Source organism: Burkholderia stagnalis (assembly GCF_902830275.1).
GTDB classification, from domain to species: domain Bacteria; phylum Pseudomonadota; class Gammaproteobacteria; order Burkholderiales; family Burkholderiaceae; genus Burkholderia; species Burkholderia stagnalis.
Genome location: NZ_CADESW010000004.1, coordinates 44,610 through 58,966 on the forward strand (window position 1 = coordinate 44,610; position 14,357 = coordinate 58,966).

14 protein-coding genes and 1 pseudogene are annotated in these 14,357 nt (G+C 68.9%); 6 read left to right on the forward strand and 9 right to left on the reverse strand.

Annotation, left to right across the window (positions count from 1 at the left end; genetic code table 11):
• Nucleotides 1-18: 18 nt before the first annotated feature.
• The 6 genes from HWY45_RS09320 to HWY45_RS09345 form a co-directional block, all read right to left on the reverse strand.
• On the reverse strand, nt 19-1,305 hold the full coding sequence (locus HWY45_RS09320; RefSeq protein WP_230947006.1) for a c-type cytochrome: 1,287 nt from the start codon (nt 1,303-1,305) through the stop codon (nt 19-21).
• A 26-nt stretch (nt 1,306-1,331) separates the two neighbouring features.
• Nucleotides 1,332-3,551 (reverse strand): xanthine dehydrogenase family protein molybdopterin-binding subunit, encoded by a 2,220-nt coding sequence (locus tag HWY45_RS09325; RefSeq protein ID WP_059885916.1) that lies wholly within the window; start codon nt 3,549-3,551, stop codon nt 1,332-1,334.
• A 1-nt stretch (nt 3,552) separates the two neighbouring features.
• Complete coding sequence (locus HWY45_RS09330; RefSeq protein ID WP_059805275.1) at nt 3,553-4,008, reverse strand: (2Fe-2S)-binding protein; 456 nt, start codon at nt 4,006-4,008, stop codon at nt 3,553-3,555.
• 98 nt (nt 4,009-4,106) lie between these two features.
• Nucleotides 4,107-4,409 carry a putative quinol monooxygenase gene (locus HWY45_RS09335; protein ID WP_059885918.1) on the reverse strand — a complete coding sequence of 101 codons (303 nt, stop codon included), beginning with the start codon at nt 4,407-4,409 and terminating at the stop codon, nt 4,107-4,109.
• A gap of 70 nt (nt 4,410-4,479) precedes the next feature.
• On the reverse strand, nt 4,480-5,523 hold the full coding sequence (locus tag HWY45_RS09340; protein ID WP_059885920.1) for an NADP-dependent oxidoreductase: 1,044 nt from the start codon (nt 5,521-5,523) through the stop codon (nt 4,480-4,482).
• A 171-nt stretch (nt 5,524-5,694) separates the two neighbouring features.
• Nucleotides 5,695-6,318, reverse strand: a complete 624-nt coding sequence (locus HWY45_RS09345) for a TetR/AcrR family transcriptional regulator (RefSeq protein WP_059885923.1) — start codon at nt 6,316-6,318, stop codon at nt 5,695-5,697.
• Nucleotides 6,319-6,685: 367 nt separating this feature from the next.
• On the opposite strand from HWY45_RS09345, the gene HWY45_RS09350 reads away from it, so the two are divergent.
• Together HWY45_RS09350 and HWY45_RS09355 are read left to right on the forward strand one after the other, a co-directional pair.
• Nucleotides 6,686-7,507: a hypothetical protein gene (locus HWY45_RS09350; protein WP_059885924.1), complete on the forward strand. Its 822-nt coding sequence runs from the start codon at nt 6,686-6,688 to the stop codon at nt 7,505-7,507.
• Between the two features lie 32 nt (nt 7,508-7,539).
• Complete coding sequence (locus tag HWY45_RS09355; RefSeq protein ID WP_059886206.1) at nt 7,540-8,301, forward strand: hypothetical protein; 762 nt, start codon at nt 7,540-7,542, stop codon at nt 8,299-8,301.
• A gap of 156 nt (nt 8,302-8,457) precedes the next feature.
• Here the strand turns inward: HWY45_RS09355 and HWY45_RS09360 are convergent.
• Both HWY45_RS09360 and HWY45_RS09365 read right to left on the reverse strand, forming a co-directional pair.
• A pseudogene (locus tag HWY45_RS09360) lies at nt 8,458-9,082 on the reverse strand (hypothetical protein).
• Nucleotides 9,083-9,316: 234 nt separating this feature from the next.
• Complete coding sequence (locus tag HWY45_RS09365) at nt 9,317-10,135, reverse strand: helix-turn-helix transcriptional regulator (RefSeq protein ID WP_059560803.1); 819 nt, start codon at nt 10,133-10,135, stop codon at nt 9,317-9,319.
• Between the two features lie 118 nt (nt 10,136-10,253).
• On the opposite strand from HWY45_RS09365, the gene HWY45_RS09370 reads away from it, so the two are divergent.
• The 3 genes from HWY45_RS09370 (at nt 10,254) to HWY45_RS09380 (ending at nt 12,638) form a co-directional block, all read left to right on the forward strand.
• Nucleotides 10,254-10,958, forward strand: a complete 705-nt coding sequence (locus HWY45_RS09370; RefSeq protein ID WP_059886208.1) for a glutathione S-transferase family protein — start codon at nt 10,254-10,256, stop codon at nt 10,956-10,958.
• Nucleotide 10,959: 1 nt separating this feature from the next.
• Nucleotides 10,960-11,658, forward strand: coding sequence for a glutathione S-transferase N-terminal domain-containing protein (locus HWY45_RS09375; RefSeq protein WP_059885926.1), 699 nt, complete (start codon nt 10,960-10,962; stop codon nt 11,656-11,658).
• 272 nt (nt 11,659-11,930) lie between these two features.
• Entirely contained in the window at nt 11,931-12,638 is a 708-nt protein-coding gene (locus HWY45_RS09380) for an SDR family NAD(P)-dependent oxidoreductase (protein ID WP_059885928.1), read from the forward strand.
• 19 nt (nt 12,639-12,657) lie between these two features.
• Here HWY45_RS09380 and HWY45_RS09385 read toward each other — a convergent pair whose 3' ends face one another.
• Nucleotides 12,658-13,593 (reverse strand): LysR family transcriptional regulator, encoded by a 936-nt coding sequence (locus tag HWY45_RS09385; protein WP_059885930.1) that lies wholly within the window; start codon nt 13,591-13,593, stop codon nt 12,658-12,660.
• 280 nt (nt 13,594-13,873) lie between these two features.
• Here HWY45_RS09385 and HWY45_RS09390 point away from each other — a divergent pair, with 280 nt between their 5' ends.
• The gene (locus tag HWY45_RS09390; RefSeq protein WP_059885932.1) at nt 13,874-14,338 is read left to right on the forward strand and encodes a RidA family protein; all 465 of its coding nucleotides are present in this window, start codon (nt 13,874-13,876) and stop codon (nt 14,336-14,338) included.
• Nucleotides 14,339-14,357: the final 19 nt, after the last annotated feature.

The window sequence follows — 14,357 nt, forward strand, 5'->3', positions numbered from 1 at the left end:
CGCGACCCGCGGCCGCGCTCAGCGCGCCGCCTGGGTCGCCCGGCGCAGCTTCGCGACCGCCTCCGCCTGCACGGCCGGCGCGCCGTTGTTCCAGCCGGCGCGCATGAACGTCAGCACGTCGGCGATCTGCCGGTCGTTCAGCTGGTTCGCGAACGCCGGCATCGGGTACGCGGACGGCACGCCGCCGATCACCAGCGTCTCGCTGCCGTTCAGCGTCACGTTGATCAGCGACGTCGCGTCGTGCTCCAGCACGTTCGGATTGCCCGCGAGCGGCGCGAGCAGCGGCGCGAACGCCTTGCCGTCCGTGCCGTGGCAGTGCATGCAGTACGCGGTGTACACCTTCGCGCCCGGGTCGTTCGCCGGCCGCAGCAGCACCGCCTGCGTCGCCTTCGGATCGTCGCGGTAAGGCGGCGCGCCCGTGCCGCCCGCCGCCGGCAGCGACTTCAGATAGCGGGACATCGCCGTCAGGTCGTCGTCGGTGAGCGCCTGCGTGCTGTGATTGATCACGCTCACCATCGAGCCGAACGCCGTTGCATGCCGGTTCGCGCCCGTCTTCAGGAACTGCGCGATGTCGGCCTCGCTCCAGCGGCCGAGCCCCGTGTTGTGCTCGCCGGTCAGGTTCGACGCGAACCAGTTGTCGATCGGCGCGCCGGACAGGAACGCCGCGCCGCCCTCGTCGAGCGCCTTCTCCTGGAAGCCGACGCCGCGCGGCGTGTGGCACGACCCGCAGTGCCCGAGCCCCTGCACGAGGTACGCGCCGCGATTCCACGCCGCATCCTTGCCGGGTTTGTCCACGTAGGCCGTCGTATCGAGGAACACCGCGTTCCACAGCTTCAGCGGCCAGCGCATGTTCAGCGGCCACGGAATGTCGGACGCGCGATTCGGCTGCTTCACCGGCTCGACGCCGTGCATGAAATACGCGTACAGCGCCTTCACGTCGTCGTCCTTCAGCTTCGCGTACGACGGATACGGCATCGCCGGGTACAGGTTGTGGCCGTCCTGCGCGACGCCCGCGCGCAGCGCACGCGCGAAGTCGCCTTCCGTGTAGCGGCCGATGCCGGTATCCGGGTCGGGCGTGATGTTGGTCGTGTAGATCGCGCCCATCGGCGTGTCCATCTTCAGGCCGCCCGCGAACGGCGTGCCGCGCGGCGCCGTGTGGCACGCGACGCAATCGCCGGCCTTCGCGAGATACGCGCCGCGCGCGACGAGCGCCGCGTCGGGCGCGGCGGCCTGCGCGGCCGTGCCGGCCGCCAGCGTGACGGCGGCGGCCGCGCCGAGCGCCTGCGCGGCGCGCGCCAGAGTCATGTTTCGAATCATCCGTAACCTCGATGTCAGGCGGTTTTGAGCTGGTTGCCGACCGGCAGCTTGCGCAGGCGCTTGCCGGTCGCCGCGAAGATCGCGTTCGACAGCGCGGCCGCGGTCGCGGCCGTGCCCGGTTCGCCGATCCCGCCCGGCGCTTCCGCGCTCTTCACGATATGCACGTCGATCGGCGGCGTTTCGTCGATCCGCAGCATCCGGTAGTCGGTGAAGTTGCTCTGCGCCACGCGGCCGTTCTCGATCGTGATCTCGCCGTACAGCGCGCCCGTGATCCCGAAGATGATGCCGCCCTGCACCTGCGCCTCGATCGTGTCCGGGTTGACGGCCATCCCGCAGTCGACCGCGCATACGACGCGCTTGACCTGCACGTCGCCGCCGTCCACCGCGACGTCGACGACGATCGAGAAGAAGCTGCCGAACGCATGCATCACCGACACGCCGCGCCCCTGCCCCTTCGGCAGCGGCGCGCCCCAGCCGGCCGCCTTCGTCGCCACGTCGAGCACGTTGCGCGCACGCGGCGTCTTGCCGAGCAGCGCACGGCGGTACTGCACGGGGTCGGTCTTGGTCTGCGCGGCCAGCTCGTCGATGAAGCTTTCGACGACGAACGTGCCGCGCGTCGGCCCGACGCCGCGCCAGAACGCGGTCGGCACGTGGCGAGGCTCCTGCCGCACGTAGTCGACGAGCTGGTTCGGCAGGTCGTACGGCAGTTCGGCGGACACCTCGACCGCGTCCGGATCGACGCCGTCCTTGACGGCCGGCGGCGCGAAGCGCGCGAGGATCGACGAGCCGACGATCCGGTGCCGCCACGCCACCGGCTTGCCGTTCGCGTCGAGCCCGGCCGAGATCCGGTCGTAGTAGTACGGCCGGTACATGTCGTGCTGGATGTCTTCCTCGCGCGTCCAGATCACCTTGACGGGCGCGTTGACCTGCTTCGCGATCTTCACCGCCTGCTCGACCATGTCGACTTCGAGCCGGCGGCCGAAGCCGCCGCCGAGCAGGTGGTTGTTCACGACGATCTTCTCGCGCGGGAAACCCGTGATGCGCTGCACCGCGTCGAGCGCGCGCGTCGGCACCTGGGTGCCGAGCCAGATCTCGCAGCCGTCGGGCCGCACGTGCACCGTGCAGTTGACCGGCTCCATCGTCGCGTGCGCGAGCAGCGGCTGCTCGTACACCGCATCGACGCGCGTTTTCGCATTCGCGAACGCCTTGTCGACGTCGCCGTCCTTGCGCGCGACCGCGCCCTTGGCGCTATCCGCCGCGCGTGCGTGATCCGCGGCGATGTCCTTGGTCGACACCTTCGCGCCCGCGCCTTCGTTCCACTTCACGACCAGCGCCGACGCGCCGCGCTTGGCCGCCCACGTGTGATCGCCGACCACCGCGACCGCGTTGTCCGCGCGCACGACCTGGCGCACGCCGCCGATCCGCTTCGCGGCCGTATCGTCGATGCTCGCGACCGTGCCGCCGAACACCGGACTGTTGACGATCACCGCGTACAGCATGCCGGGCAGCCGCACGTCGAGCCCGAACTGCGCGGTGCCGTCGACTTTCTCGGGCGAATCGAGGCGCTTGACCGGCTTGCCGACCAGCTTGAAATCGGCCGGCTTCTTCAGCGCGACGTCCTTCGGCACCGGCAGCTTCGCCGCGGCATTCGCGAGCTGGCCGTACGACGCGCGGCGCCCGCTCGGCGGATGCAGCACTTCGCCGTTTTCCGCGCGGCAGGCCGCCGGATCGACGTTCCACTGCTTCGCCGCCGCGCCGACGAGCAGCGTGCGCGCGGTCGCGCCCGCGCGGCGCATCGGCTCCCACGCGTAACGGATCGACGTCGAGCCGCCGGTGAGCTGGCCGCCGAGCAGCGGATCGGCAAACAGCTTCTCGTTCGGCGGCGCATGGTCGAGCGTCACGTTCGACAGCGGCACCTCGAGCTCCTCGGCGATCAGCATCGGCAACGACGTATAGACGCCTTGCCCCATCTCGACCTTCGGCATCACGAGCGTGACCTGCCCGTTGCGATCGATCTGCACGAACGCGTTCGGCGCGAACACGCCGGCGCGCGGGGTTTCATCGGCATCGCCGCCGATCACCGAGCGCCGCGCATCGCCGCCCGCCGCCGGCACGCTGAAGCCGAGCAGCAGGCCGCCGCCCGCCGCCGCGCCGAGCGACATGCCGAACTTGAGGAACCTGCGGCGCGACACGCCCGCGCCGGCCTGGCCTGCCTGGATCAATCCGCGCGACATGTCAGGCCTCCTTCGCGGCCTGCTTGATCGCCGCGCGTACCCGGTTGTAGGTGCCGCAGCGGCAGATGTTGCCCGCCATGGCCGCGTCGATGTCGGCGTCGTTCGGGTGCGGATTCGCCGCGATCAGCGCGGTGGCCGCCATCACCTGCCCCGACTGGCAATAGCCGCACTGCACCACGTCCAGCTCGCGCCATGCCTGCTGGACCTTCCGGCCCGCCGGCGTCGCGCCGACCGCCTCGATCGTCGTGATCTTGCGGCCGGCGACCGCCGCGACCGGCAGCACGCACGAGCGCGCCGCGACACCGTCGAGATGCACGGTGCACGCGCCGCACTGCGCGATGCCGCAGCCGAACTTGGTGCCGGTCAGGCCGACGAGGTCGCGCAGCGCCCAGAGGAGCGGCATGTCGGCGGGCGCGTCCACCGCGTGGTCCGCGCCGTTGATGTTCAGTGTGATCATTCAGCCTCCGGGGCTGGCTGGTGGGGGGACGGCGCGCGCGACGCGCGCCGGGATTCGCGATACGCCGCGCTTGTCTCGCGCGGGCGGGTTGCTGCGGGTTACTGCGGGGCCGTGTCGACGGCCGTCAGCACCTTGACGACCGGCGGCTGCGCGAGCCATTCGCCGGCCTTGGCACGATACGCGACATAGTGCGCGCTTGCGCGATGCGCCTCCAGCGCCTGCTCATCGTCGTAAATCTCGAACACATGGAAGCCGGGCGTGCCGTCGGCCTCGCGGAACAGGTCGTAGCGGCGGTTGCCGGGCTCGGTGCGGGTCGCGGCAACGAGGTGCCGCAGTTCGGCCTCGACCGTCGCGACGTGCTCGGGTTTCGGGATCAGGGTGGCGAATACGTAGACGGACATGATGTTTCCTTGGGCGAATCGGGATATCGGGATGAGCGATGGCGCGCCGCGCGCGCCATCCAATGATGGTTCAGGCCAGTTCGTCGGGACCGACGCGCACGACGACCTTGCCGAAGTTCTTGCCGGCGAGCAGCCCGATCAGCGCATCCGGCGCGCCGGACAGGCCGTCGACGACGTCCTCGCGCGCCTTCACCTTGCCTTGCGCGACCCACTCGCCCATTTCCTTCAGGAACGTGGCGTAACCCTGCGCATAGTGATCGAGGATGATGAAGCCCTGCATCCGGATGCGCTTGCGCAGCAGGATCGACGTCAGCAGCGGCAGGCGGTCCGGGCCGGCCGGCAGCGCGGTGTCGTTGTAATGCGCGATCAGCCCGCACACCGGCACGCGCGCGCCGATGTTCAGCAGCGGCAGCACCGCGTCGAACACCGCCCCGCCGACGTTCTCGAAATAGACGTCGATGCCGTTCGGGCACGCGGCCGCGAGTTGGCTCGCGAAGCCGGGGTCGCGGTGGTCGATGCACGCGTCGAAGCCGAGCGTGCCGGTCACATAGGCGACCTTGTCCGCGCCGCCGGCGATGCCGACCACGCGGCAGCCCTTCAGCTTCGCGATCTGCCCGACCACCGCGCCGACCGCGCCGCTCGCCGCCGCGACGACCACCGTCTCGCCGGCCTTCGGCTCGCCGATCTCGAGCAGGCCCGTGTACGCGGTGAAGCCCGGCATGCCGAGCACGCCGAGCGCGTATGACGGGTGCGCGAAATCGCGGCCGAGCGGAATCAGGTCGCTGCCGTCCGACAGCGCGTAGTCCTGCCAGCCGCCCGACGCGACGACGAGATCGCCTTCGCGAAACGCCGGCAGGCTCGACGCAACGACGCGGCTGACCGTGCCGCCGACCATCACGTCGCCCAGTTCCACCGGCGGCGCATAGGACGGCGCGTCGCTCATCCGGCCGCGCATGTACGGGTCGAGCGACAGCCAGACCGTGCGCAGCAGCACCTGGCCCGGCCCCGGCGCCGGCACCGCGCCCGTTTCGGCGCGGAAATCGTTCGGCGTGGGTGCACCCGCCGGGCGCGCGTTCAGGACGATCCTGCGGTTTTCGGTCTTGCTTTGCGACATGTGAACCTCCGTCAATAAGGATGCGTGCGATCGCACGATCCGGTCAGGAAAGGAAATCGGCAACCTGGCCGCCGGCACCCGGTATCGGATGGCCAGCGCGCCGGCTCATGATAAGTAGACCAGTCGTCTAATATCGGGACATAAAATAAGGCGCGCATGTGCGCGCCTCGCTTACTCCTGGGCTCCGTGCTCGCCGGCGGCGGCCGGCAGGTTCAGCATCCGCAGCGTCGCAGCCATCGCGTTTTCGATGGCCTTGCGGTCGCGGTGGATCTTCTCCAGCAGCGTCGCCCCGAGCCACAGCTCGTACAGCACCGCGGCGGTCTGGCGCGAATCGTCGATCCCATGCAGCGAACCGTCGGCCAGCCCCGCTTCGATGCCGGCCGCGAGCCGCTCGATGATCGCGGCGGTGCCGCGCCGCAGGACCGAGCGCATCGCCTCGGACAGATCGGACACCTCGGCGCCGAGCTTCACCGCGAGGCACTTGCCCTGCGGATCGTCGTTGCACTGCGTGAGCTGCCAGTTGGTCCAGTAGCTCATCAGGCGCTCGGCGCCCGTGCCGCACTGGCGGAGCAGCAGATTGTCGAGATGCTCGAGATAGCCGTCGAAATACGATTCGAGCAGCGCTTCCCCGAACGCCTCCTTCGAGCCGAAGTAATGGTAGAACGAGCCCTTCGGGATGCCCGCCGCGGCGAGAATCTCGTTCAGACCGACCGCCGAAAACCCCTTGTGGAGCATGATCGGCTTCGCGATGTTCAGGATGTGCTGGCGGACTTCCGCGCCTGAAGATGCATTCATGATGTGGCGTATGGTAGCAACGATTAGACCGGTCGTCTAGTAATGTTCAGCCGGTATTTTGAGTCGCACTTTACCCGATTCCGTCAGCGGGGCCGTATCGCGCCCGCGCGCCGGCATGCGCGCGCCGAGGGCATGCCGTGTGACCTGCTCCGGCTGCCGATCGAATAATCAGGACTGCCATCGCCCTGCCTGAGCACGACCGCTGCCCGATGCCGTTCAAATACAGGCTTCACGGTCCGGCTTCCCCGTCGACGAAACAGCGCAGCATCGCGTAGATGCAGTCGGTGAATTTCACCGGGTTTTAATGCACGCCGACTACGATCCCGCGTCATCAATCCACAGGCTGATGATCTTCCATTCTCATCTCATGAAAACGCATTCACCCAACCTGTCGCGCAGAAGCATGCTGGCGGCGGGATCGACGCTCGCCGCGACATCCATATTGAGCGCATGCGGCGGCGACGACATCTCGTCCCGCCCGGTGAACGACGCCGAACTGCAGGCACAGATCGTCGCCAGGCTCAATGCCCAGCTCGGCGATCCGGCCACCGTCGACGCCATGCTGCCGGCGCTGCTGGACGTCGGCTTCACGTGGAGCCTGCCGACGATTCCGGCCGGTCAGGTCGGTGCGATCGTCGCGTACAGCTTCGGCAATCGCCCGAACGCGGCGAGCGGCAACACGTCGAGCACGGGCGGCAACCAGGCCGCGCTGCCTGACCCGGGGCCCGTCAACGAAGCGCTCGCCGATGCCGTCCACCGGATCTACGCACTCAAGCCGGTGAAGGTGTATGCGCAATGGGAGATTGCGCGCTTCCTCGCGTCGAAGTACGGCATGGGCGCCGACGTGCTGACGTCGATCGAACCCGTGATCGCCAGCGACGGCACGATCGTGTATCTCAGCACGGCCGGCGTGGCCGCCGCCGCCGTGTCACGGGCGGGCGGCGCCGCCGCGATGGGCAACGTTGCCGTGGTCGGCCACCGCGACCACGCGAAGCGCTGCATCCAGACGTCGCAGCAAGCGGGCATGAAGGCGTACGCGGCGGCCGACGTGCCGCTGCCGGTCGCCTACGACCCGCAATCCGGCCAGCCCTGGACGCGCAACCGAAGCCTCTACCTCGTCCACGACATGCTGTCGCAGATGGCCACCCGGTCGATCGTCGCGACGGCCCACGCCTTTCCGAAAGGTTGACCGTGCCAACCGTCCTCATGCATTCGACGCACATGAAAAATCGCCGCCATTTCCTTGCATCCGTGCCCGCGCTCGCCGGCCTGTGCGCCGCCACGCCCGGCTTCGCTGCCGATGTTCCCGCCACCGATGCCGAGCTGCAGCGCCAGATGGCCGGCAAGCTGACGGCCGAACTGAACGATGCCGCGGTAGCCGCCGACGAGACCGGCTACCTGCTCGATACGTTCTTCGCATGGACGCCGCCGACGGTCGACGCCGGCCAGATCGACACGATCGTCGCGTACAGCTTCGGCAACCGCGCGGCGGCCTCCGGCAGCGCGCCGGTGCCGGGCCCCGTGAACGAGGCGACCGCCGATGCCGTGTTCCAGCTGCGCCGGAAAGTCGCGGCGCCGATCGTCGCGCAACAGGAAGTGGCCAGCGTGCTCGCGTCGAAGTACGGGTTGTCGGCAAGCGTGACGTCGGTCCCGCTGCCCGCCGCGCCGGCCAGCGCCGGCAACGTCGTGCCGACGCCCGACGGCGTGGCCGCTGCGATCGTCAAGCAGGCCGGCGCGGCCGCGGCGCTCGGCAAAGTCGGCATCGTCACGCATCAGGACCAGGCATCGATCGCCGTGCAGATGTCGAATGCGGCAGGCATGCAGGCTGCGGTGCCCGCGGGCGTATCGCTGCCGTCCGCCTACGACGCGTCGGCACAGCAGCCGGTGCAGCGCAGACGCGATCTCTATCTGCTCGGCATCGTGGCTACGCGGCTCGGCTTGCTGCGGCTCGCGTTGATCAAGCAGGAATATCCGAACGGATGATGGGCGCCCGGGCCGCTGGCGCCCGTCGCGTTGCTCGTCGCCATCGATTCGATCCGGCGACAGGTTCGACCGACAACCGCGAAACATGCTTCGCCGTCGGATCGTCGAATCAGGCCAGTCGGGCCTCCGTCATTCGCTCGACGCACCGGGCGGCGGCTATGCCGCGCGCCGCTTCCTGACGGCCTGCGCCGAAGCCGCCGCCTTCGCCGGACGTGCCGGCGCCCGGCGAGGCGCCGCAAGCGCCGCCATTTCACGCCGCAGCGTGTCGAGTTCGTTCCCGTACGCGGCGCTGGCCGCGCTCGCTCCGTCGAGCTGCCCCTGAATGCAGCGAGTCGCCCAGTTGCGCCTGCAACGCGGCGACGTCGCCGCGATGTTGTGCATCGCGCTTTTCGGCGCGCGCCGCCATCGCGTCGAGTTCCTTCTGCAATCGCGCCGCGGCCGTGCGTTCGCGATCGATCTCCTGAAGCGCCCGTTTCTCCGACGCGCGCAACCGCTCCTCGGCCCGGTTTGCGTCGTCGCGCAAGCGGTCGAGTTGCGCGGTGAAATCCGCGCGCGCCAGCGCCAGCGCGCGATTGCCTTCCGTGTTGTCCGTTTGCAGCCGCTCGATGTCCGCCTCGAGCGCACGCCGTTGATACAGCCGGTTGGCGGTCGGCGTGATGCCGAACCGGAAGAACAGCAGCGCGCAGGCTTCGCGGTACAGCTCGCGGGTTTTCGGGAAGTCGGCCTTCAGGCGCTCAATTTCGGCCGCGAGGCGGGTTTCGTCGGGAGCGATGTCGGACATGATCCCTCGCTCTCGACTGCCCGCGCAGCAACCGCTGCCGACGGGAGCGGCGATTATGACAGCGGCGCCGGAACGGTGTCGCGGAGCGCGAATTCCGGACGGGCCGGTTTGCATTTGCGCGTTGAAGTCAGGATAAGTTTTCTTATCTTAACGGCTGCATTGCGTGGCAAAACTGATGACCGGCAAAACGCGCCGGCCTGCTCGCCGCACGATTGACAACCGCGAATCGCTCGCCTACCCGCGCTGCTGCGCGAGCCATTGCGTCGGCGTTACCCCGACGCCCTGCGCGAAGGCGCGCGCCAGCGCGCTGGCGCTGCCGTAGCCGACTTCCGCCGCGATCTGCTTGACCGGCCGGCCACGGCGCAGCAGCGCCTTCGCGAGCCCGATCCGCCATTGCAGCAGGTATTCGCCAGGCGGCACGCCGACGACATCCGCGAAATGCGCGGCGAACCGCGAGCGGGACATGCCCGCCGTGCCGGCCATCTCCTCGAGCGTCCAGCCGTGCGACGGGTCCGAATGGACGGCCGTGAGCACCTTGCCGAGCCGTTGATCCGACAGGCCCGCGAGCGAGCCGGTGTCGACGAGCTGGCGCTGCATCGCATACCGCAGCAACTGCACCATCAGCACCTCGACGAGCCGGTTGGTCACCGCATCGTGGCCGCACGCCGGTTCGAGCGCTTCGGCGAACAGCAGCTGCTGGACCGCGTCGAGCGACGGCACACAGGTCAGCGGCGCGGCCAGCAGATCCGGCAGGTTGCGCAGCAGCGGATTCTCGTCGCGCGAGCCGAACGCGATGCTCGCGGACACGAGATCGGCCGGTTCGCGCGCGCCCGTATCGACCCGGCACGCATGCGGCCGCGGCAGGAACAGCACGCTCGGCCCGTCGAACTCGCGGCGCCCGATCGCGCCGCCGGTCACGACGATCCGCCCGGCGCGCAACAGGTGCAGGTGGCCGGCGCCGTCGGTGCCGCCCGCATCGCCGATGCCACCGTCGGGAAATACGCGGGCCTGCAGGTCGAAGCGGCTGATGAGGTTGGAGAGTCGATCGGGCATGGGACGATTGGTAGATTTTTGCGGACTTATTGTAACTTGTCGTCCCGTTCGTTCCGGTAGATTGGAGCACCTCGGCTCAACGCCGATTCAACCCTGTTTCAATCACCGAGGCATGCTCATGATCCAGTTCTACTACCACCCTTCCCCGAATCCCGCCAAAGTCGCCCTGTTCCTCGAGGAAAGCGGGTTGCCGTACGAACTGGTGCCGGTCGATACGCGCAAGGGCGAACAGCACGCGGACGCCTTCACGGCGATCAACCCGAACGCGAAGACGCCGGCGATCGTCGACGGCGACGCGACGGTGTTCGACAGCAACGCGATCCTGCTGTATCTCGCGGAAAAGAGCGGCCGCTTTCTCCCCGCGAACACGCCGGCCGCGCGCGGCGAGATGCTGTCGTGGCTGATGTTCGTCGCGACCGGCATCGGCCCGTATGCGGGGCAAGCGGTGCACTTCAAGCATTTCGCGCCGGAACCGAAGGCCTACGCGGTCAACCGCTACGACTTCGAGGCGTGGCGTCACTGGCGCATCGTCGACGCGCGTCTCGCGGCGTCGCGCTACATGCTCGGCGGCACGTACACGCTGGTCGACATGGCCGTCTGGGGCTGGGCGCGCGCGATCCCGTTCGTGCTCGGCGAAGGCGCGTGGGAGCAGCTGCCGAACGTGAAGCGCCTGGTCGACGAAATCAACGCCCGGCCCGCCGCGCAGCGCGCCGAGGCGCTGGCGGCGCGCCACGCGTTCAAGACCGAGATGGACGCCGCCGCCCGCCGCGCGATGTTCCCGCAGAACGCCCGGCTCGAGGCCGGCGCCACGGCGGGAGCGTGACATGCTCGATCTCTACTACTGGACGACGCCCAACGGTCACAAGATCACGATGTTCCTGGAGGAGACCGGGCTGCCGTACCGGATCGTCCCGGTGAACATCGGCCGCGGCGCGCAGTTCGAGCCTGAATTCCTGCGCATTGCGCCGAACAACCGGATTCCGGCGCTCGTCGACCCGGCCCCGGCCGACGGCGGCGAACCGCTGTCGATCTTCGAATCGGGCGCGATCCTGCTGTATCTCGCCGACAAGACCGGGCACTTCATTCCGCAGGACCTGCGCGGCCGCCATCTCGCGCTGCAATGGCTGTTCTGGCAGATGGCCGGGCTCGGGCCGATGGCCGGGCAGAACCACCATTTCGCGCAGTACGCGCCGGAGCCGCTGCCGTATGCGATCGATCGCTACGTGAACGAGACGTCGCGGCTGTACGGCGTGCTCGACAAGCATCTGGCGGACGGCCGCGACTACATCGCGGGCGACTACTCGATCGCCGACATGGCCTGTTATCCGTGGATCGTGCCGCACGCGCGCCAACGCCAGCGTCTCGAGGATTTCCCGCACCTGGCGCGCTGGTTCGAACGCACCGGCGCCCGCCCGGGGACGGTCCGTGCGTATGCGCGCGCGCAGGAAATCAACGTGGCGCCGACCGTCGACGAGGCGTCGCGCAAGATCCTGTTCGGGCAATCGGCCGCGACGGTGCGCTGACGCGCGGCTGAGTGGCCGCCATGGGCGGGCTTCGGTGTCATGCGTGCACCGGAGCCCGCTTCGCCCGTCACGACATCCCCATCCCGCAGTTTCCCCTTTCCGCCCCGCCGACAGTCACGCCTGCTCCGCCGTCATTTGTTACCGCGACGCAAGACTGTTGCTCCATGGCGGGTGTTCGAAGCCGGCGCGGATGCGCCTACAGTCCGTATCCATCGGATCCGTCGATCCGGTCGGCACTGAAGCCGAAACCCCATCGCACTTCGAGGCACATCATGAGCGCATCCAGAGTCATCATCGTTACCGGCGCGTCGCAAGGCATCGGCGCGGAAACCGTCAAGGCGTTCCGCGCACGCGGCCATCGCGTCGTCGCCACGTCCCGTTCGATCGCGCCTTCGCACGATCCGGACCTCGTCACCGTCGCGGGCGACATCGGCGACGCGGACACCGCGCGACGCGTGGTCGATACCGCGATCGAGCGCTTCGGCCGGGTCGACACGCTCGTCAACAACGCCGGCATCTTCATCGCGAAGCCGTTCACGCAGTACACGCCGGAAGACTATGCGGCGGTCAACCGCGTGAACCTGGACGGCTTCTTCCATGTCACGCAGCGCGCGATCGGCGCGATGCTGAAAGCCGGCGGCGGCCACGTGGTCAGCATCACGACGAGCCTCGTCGACCACGCGAACAGCAACGTGCCGTCGGTGCTCGCGTCGTTGACGAAGGGCGGCCTGAACGCGGCGACGCGATCGCTCGCGATCGAGTATGCGAAGGCCGGCATACGCGTCAACGCGGTGTCGCCGGGCATCATCAAGTCGCCGATGCACGCGGCCGATACGCATGAAACGCTCGCGTCGCTGCATCCGGTCGGCCGCATGGGCGAGATGAGCGATATCGTCGACGCGATCCTCTACCTCGATGCCGCGCCGTTCGTGACCGGCGAGATACTGCACGTCGACGGCGGCCAGAGCGCGGGGCACTGAGTGTGCCGCGGCGCGACGTCTAGCGCGTCCGCTTTTTCGGCGCGTGCGCCAGCTGCTCGACGAGATAGTCGACGAACACGCGCACGCGCGACGCCAGGTAGCGTCCGTGCGGATAGATCAGGAGAAACGGCCGCGAACGGCCGCCCTGCGCGGCCAGCACCTCGACGAGCCGGCCTTCGCGAAGATCCTGCTCGACGATGAAGCGGTAGGTCTGGAACAGCCCCGCGCCGTGGCGCGCGAGCGTCACGCCGGCGAGCACGTCGCCGGAGGTGCCGTAGCCGCCCGCCGTCGCGACGTCGCGTTCCTCGCCGGACGCGTGATGAAACAGCCACGGGATATGGCGCCCGCTGCTCGGCAATTCGAACTGGATGCATTCGTGCGCGTGCAGGTCGTCGACGGACGTCGGAACGCCCGCGCGCTTCAGGTAAGCGGGCGTCGCGACCGCGACGAGTTCCGCGTCTTCCAGCTTGCGTGCGATCAGGCTCGAATCGGCGGGCGCGCGGCCGCGAATCGCGAGATCGAATCCTTCTTCCGCGAAGTCGATGTTCCGGTTGCTCAGGTGCACGTCGACTTGCACGTCCGGATAGCGCTCGCGAAACGCCGGCAGCAGCGGCAGCACCCGATAGTGCCCGTACGGCGTCGGCATGCTGATCCGCAGCACGCCGGCGGGCGTGGCCTGCTGGCCCGTCGCCTCGCGTTCCGCGTCGACGAGCTGCGACAGCGCCTGGCGGCACTGCTCGAAGTAGCGCCGCCCCGCGTCGGTCAGGCGGATCTGCCGCGTCGTGCGCACGAAGAGCCGCACGCCGAGCCGCTCCTCGAGCCGCGCAACCGACCGGCTCACCGCCGCCGGCGTGACGCTCGCGGCCGTCGCCGCCTGCGTGAAGCTGCCGAGTTCCGCCGCGAGGCAGAACAGCTCGATGCTGCCGAGCAGCAGGTCGTCGAATTTGCGTTGCATGCGTGTTTTCCTGCGGCTTCCGGTGCGTTGCGGGCGGTGGGCGACGAGGGCGGCCACGCCCGATCGGATGAACGAATCGGATGAACGAGTGTGCACGATTATCGTGCGCGAAACCAGCGCGGCGGCGCGGCCGCCGCATTCGTTACATCGCGTCCGCAGTCATTTGCGCCGATGACATTTACCGCCCGCGCACGCGTGGCTACATTGACTGCAATGCGCGCGGACGTGCAGCAGCCGCTTCACGCGATCGCGCTCGCGATTCCACGGAAAGGAGAACGACATGACCGTCGAACAGAAACTCGCCGCGCTCGGCCTCAGCCTGCCCGAGCCGCCGCAACCGCTGGGCAGCTATACGGCGGTCAGCGAAGCCGGCAACCTGCTGTTCATTTCCGGGCAGGTGCCGCTTGCCGGCGGCTGGATGGTGTTCACCGGGCGGGTCGGCGAACAGCGGACCGTCGACGAAGGCAGGCAGGCGGCCCGGCTGGCCGCGCTGAACGTGCTCGCGCAAATCGACCGGCACCTCGGCGGATTCGACCGGCTGCATCACATCGTGCGCGTCGAGGGGCATGTGAGCTCCGCCGACGGGTTTCATGGCCAGCCGGCGGTGATCGACGGCGCGTCGGACCTGTTTGCGGCCGTGCTGGGCGACAAGGCCGGCCATGCGCGCTCGGCGTTCTCGCACCGCCAGTTGCCCGCCGATGCGTCCGTCGCACTGGTGGTGATCGCCGAGCTGCGGCCGGCGTGAATGCCGCCGGGATGCCCCC

Coding starts and splice junctions, on each gene's coding strand:
- HWY45_RS09320 (WP_230947006.1), bottom strand. CDS start 1,305: ATGACTCTGGCGCGCGCCGCGCAGGCGCTCGGCGCGGCCGCCGCCGTC.
- HWY45_RS09325 (WP_059885916.1), bottom strand. CDS start 3,551: ATGTCGCGCGGATTGATCCAGGCAGGCCAGGCCGGCGCGGGCGTGTCG.
- HWY45_RS09330 (WP_059805275.1), bottom strand. CDS start 4,008: ATGATCACACTGAACATCAACGGCGCGGACCACGCGGTGGACGCGCCC.
- HWY45_RS09335 (WP_059885918.1), bottom strand. CDS start 4,409: ATGTCCGTCTACGTATTCGCCACCCTGATCCCGAAACCCGAGCACGTC.
- HWY45_RS09340 (WP_059885920.1), bottom strand. CDS start 5,523: ATGTCGCAAAGCAAGACCGAAAACCGCAGGATCGTCCTGAACGCGCGC.
- HWY45_RS09345 (WP_059885923.1), bottom strand. CDS start 6,318: ATGAATGCATCTTCAGGCGCGGAAGTCCGCCAGCACATCCTGAACATC.
- HWY45_RS09350 (WP_059885924.1), top strand. CDS start 6,686: ATGAAAACGCATTCACCCAACCTGTCGCGCAGAAGCATGCTGGCGGCG.
- HWY45_RS09355 (WP_059886206.1), top strand. CDS start 7,540: ATGAAAAATCGCCGCCATTTCCTTGCATCCGTGCCCGCGCTCGCCGGC.
- HWY45_RS09365 (WP_059560803.1), bottom strand. CDS start 10,135: ATGCCCGATCGACTCTCCAACCTCATCAGCCGCTTCGACCTGCAGGCC.
- HWY45_RS09370 (WP_059886208.1), top strand. CDS start 10,254: ATGATCCAGTTCTACTACCACCCTTCCCCGAATCCCGCCAAAGTCGCC.
- HWY45_RS09375 (WP_059885926.1), top strand. CDS start 10,960: ATGCTCGATCTCTACTACTGGACGACGCCCAACGGTCACAAGATCACG.
- HWY45_RS09380 (WP_059885928.1), top strand. CDS start 11,931: ATGAGCGCATCCAGAGTCATCATCGTTACCGGCGCGTCGCAAGGCATC.
- HWY45_RS09385 (WP_059885930.1), bottom strand. CDS start 13,593: ATGCAACGCAAATTCGACGACCTGCTGCTCGGCAGCATCGAGCTGTTC.
- HWY45_RS09390 (WP_059885932.1), top strand. CDS start 13,874: ATGACCGTCGAACAGAAACTCGCCGCGCTCGGCCTCAGCCTGCCCGAG.